This window comes from Streptococcus intestinihominis (assembly GCF_046824975.1).
Lineage (GTDB): Bacteria > Bacillota > Bacilli > Lactobacillales > Streptococcaceae > Streptococcus.
The window spans coordinates 295,939-298,618 of sequence record NZ_JBKQBL010000001.1 but is presented as its reverse complement, the minus strand read 5'-3'; the positions used below and the strand labels follow the sequence as shown (position 1 = coordinate 298,618).

Sequence of the window (2,680 nt, the reverse complement as noted above, 5' to 3'; positions counted from 1 at the left end):
TTGCCAGAGTTGCTCCAGTGTGTCTTAATTTGTGAGGAGATGCTGGAGGAAGTTCTGGATGTCTTCTTCGAATAGAATTCATTCGATGATTAAGATAATCAATATGAAGTGGAACGTTAATACCGTTTGTTCTATTATTGTATGTGAAAACGAATTGCTTTTCATTCTGTCTGATTCCAAACAGCTTTAGTTGTTTTTTTTGTTCTATTTTCCAATCGGTCAGGATATTCATTAGTTCTTTAGGTGCTTTAAATAGAGTTTTTTTATTTCCTTTTGTTGATTTAACATTCCCGAATTTGTCTAATGCTTGTTCAATGAGAATTTCGTTTTTTTCAAAATTGATATGTTTCCATTGGAGGGCGTAGGTTTCTGATTTTCTATCTGATAAAAAGAATGTCGTATAGAACAAAGCATAATCTTTTAATTCCATTCGATCATTTTTTAGATCTTCATCAAATGCTTGTAGCCATTGTTTAAGTTCCTCCTCATTTAATGCTAAGTCTTCAAACTTTTTACTTTCTTTTAGAGCTAATTTTTTATTAGCTTTAATTCTACTGATGGTCTTCTTTACCTTATTGACCTGAATATATTCAAGCTCTTCTGCCCAGTCTAAGACAGAATTGACGTAGCCTCTAATGGATTTAAAGTTGGCATAAGAATTCGATAGTGGAGTAAGAAGTGACAAAACTAGTTGTTTGTTTTCATTGAGATGATCAATAGAATAATTACCTAGGACTGGAAGAATCTGCAAACGAAAGAGATTTTCTGTTTGAAAGACGGTTACTGCTGTAGGTGGCTTAATAGTAGCAGTGGCTTGCCCTGCTTTATAGGGTTCTAGCCAAATATCTTTGTAAAAATCTTTGAATAGGATGTCTCCTTTTCTTTGAGATAAAGTAGAAGACCTTCCTAAACGTGCATTTTCAATGTCAACAGCTAACTTAATTTCTGCTTCCTTAGCTTCTCTACGAGTTTTAAACCTTTTTTCAAATCGTTTGCCGATTCCTAGCTTTCCTTGGACATCATCGGGTATGTATACCCTTAGCCTATAGGATCCATTTTTTGTTTTTGAAATACCCATTTTTGCCTCCTTAAGCGCTTATCTCTAGTCGAGTCATCCACTGCTTGATACTTTCTTTGCTGAAACGAATGGACTTTCCGACTCGAATATACGGTAGCCCCATTGCAATCCAGATATCAAGAGTATTATGTGAAATTCCTAGATAATGGCAGGTTTGTTTTTTGTTCAGAAATGGAGTGTCTAATCCCATATCTTCTTTGAAATGATGAATCTCATCTTTGATAAGAGTTGCGATCATTTTTTGAATTTCTTGTGTCTGTTCTTCTGGTAACTGTACTAACATATTTTTTTCCTTTCTAATGTCCAATAACATAGGTAAATTGTTTGGCAGTTTCCGCATCAAATGTGCGGTAACTAATGATTCCTAACCCTTTTACATTACACTCTGAGACGAGAATTGAACCATCTGATTTGACCTGTTCCACAAATGAAATGTGTCCGTATATTGGATCAGCTCCAGCTTGTCCAGGGCTAAACGATAGAGCAGAGTGTTCTGTTGGTGTATGGGTTGTTGTGAAACCTGGCTTATTCATCCATTGTCCACCATTTCCCATAAATGGATCAAAGTTGACTCCGACTTGTTTTCCACGGTTGAAGACATACCAGGTACATTGTCCCCAAGGATAGGTACTAGTGATATATCCTGTGGTATCAATAGCTGTTGTCAGACTGTAACCTACCGGTATATCATTTGAAGTTACTCCTCCACCATCTCTAGTTTTTCCTGTAGTTTGTTCAGGAGCTTTTGGTGTTCCTCCATGTTCATCAATGAAGGCATCCAGTTTTTGCATGGTTTCTGCACGTCTTTTTCCCGATCCTGTGGTATCTGTGAAATAGACCCCGCCATCAGTTGCTGGATTGAGCGTTCCATTCGCAAACTTTTTAGCCTTGTCATCTTGAATTTTAAAAGTTTGGTTTTTATTTCCAATGATGGTTTGTTGGGTTAGTCCGACAACAGCAACTTCATCATTAAAGTTATTGGCATATTCTGGATTGGAGTCATAGGCTCCAAAACCAAACATATTGGCTCCATGATTAGTGGCTACCCCAGCAGTTCCAAGGGAACTTTCATTCAGTGCGATCGCAACGATTCCACGGACATCAAGATTAGATTTAGCTTCCCATTCGAGGAGCTTTTTCCCATTAATTCGGTTCTTATCATAGGAGATTCCTAACGTATCTAAAAAGCCGTCTAATTGCTCTGCTGTGATACCGAAGCGATGAACAAGTAGGTTATGAGTATAAGGGTCTCCATCTGACCAGTGATCCGCATAAGTCACTCCATTTTGAGATTGGGGCGAGCCATTCGTTCCACCACCACCGACAGCCCCCATAAGGATAATGATAATGAGGACTGGTAGAAAGAGAGGAATGAGACCAGCTAATAGAAACCATTTTAGTTTTTTCATAGAATCTCCTTTCTAGTTAATGTCTTATATAAGCAGTGAACAAAACAGTCCCAAAAAGCCATTTTGCATCTAAAACGACTGAATAGGACTTAGCCTGTAGGATGATTTGGTCTCTTTCTTGTTCTGAGACTGGAAACAAAAGAAGGAAATCGACTGAGCGTTTTCCTTCTTGGTAAGCTTGATAAAGAGTTTC

General features: G+C 37.8%; 3 protein-coding genes. All 3 read right to left on the bottom strand.

Going from position 1 to position 2,680, the window contains the following annotated elements:
* Positions 1-1,078: tyrosine-type recombinase/integrase (locus tag ACLOR3_RS01555; RefSeq protein ID WP_412036922.1), on the bottom strand; the 1,078-nt coding region annotated here is incomplete at its 3' end.
* 10 nt (positions 1,079-1,088) lie between these two features.
* Positions 1,089-1,361: a helix-turn-helix domain-containing protein gene (locus ACLOR3_RS01550; protein ID WP_270615915.1), complete on the bottom strand. Its 273-nt coding sequence runs from the start codon at positions 1,359-1,361 to the stop codon at positions 1,089-1,091.
* 13 nt (positions 1,362-1,374) lie between these two features.
* A complete protein-coding gene (locus ACLOR3_RS01545) occupies positions 1,375-2,487 on the bottom strand; it encodes a CHAP domain-containing protein (protein WP_411400075.1) in 1,113 nt (370 codons plus the stop codon).
* Between the last annotated feature and the right edge of the window lie 193 nt (positions 2,488-2,680).

Bases quoted from the DNA above. Each gene is read 5' to 3' on its own strand.
- ACLOR3_RS01545 (WP_411400075.1), bottom strand. From the start codon at position 2,487: ATGAAAAAACTAAAATGGTTTCTATTAGCTGGTCTCATTCCTCTCTTT.
- ACLOR3_RS01550 (WP_270615915.1), bottom strand. From the start codon at position 1,361: ATGTTAGTACAGTTACCAGAAGAACAGACACAAGAAATTCAAAAAATG.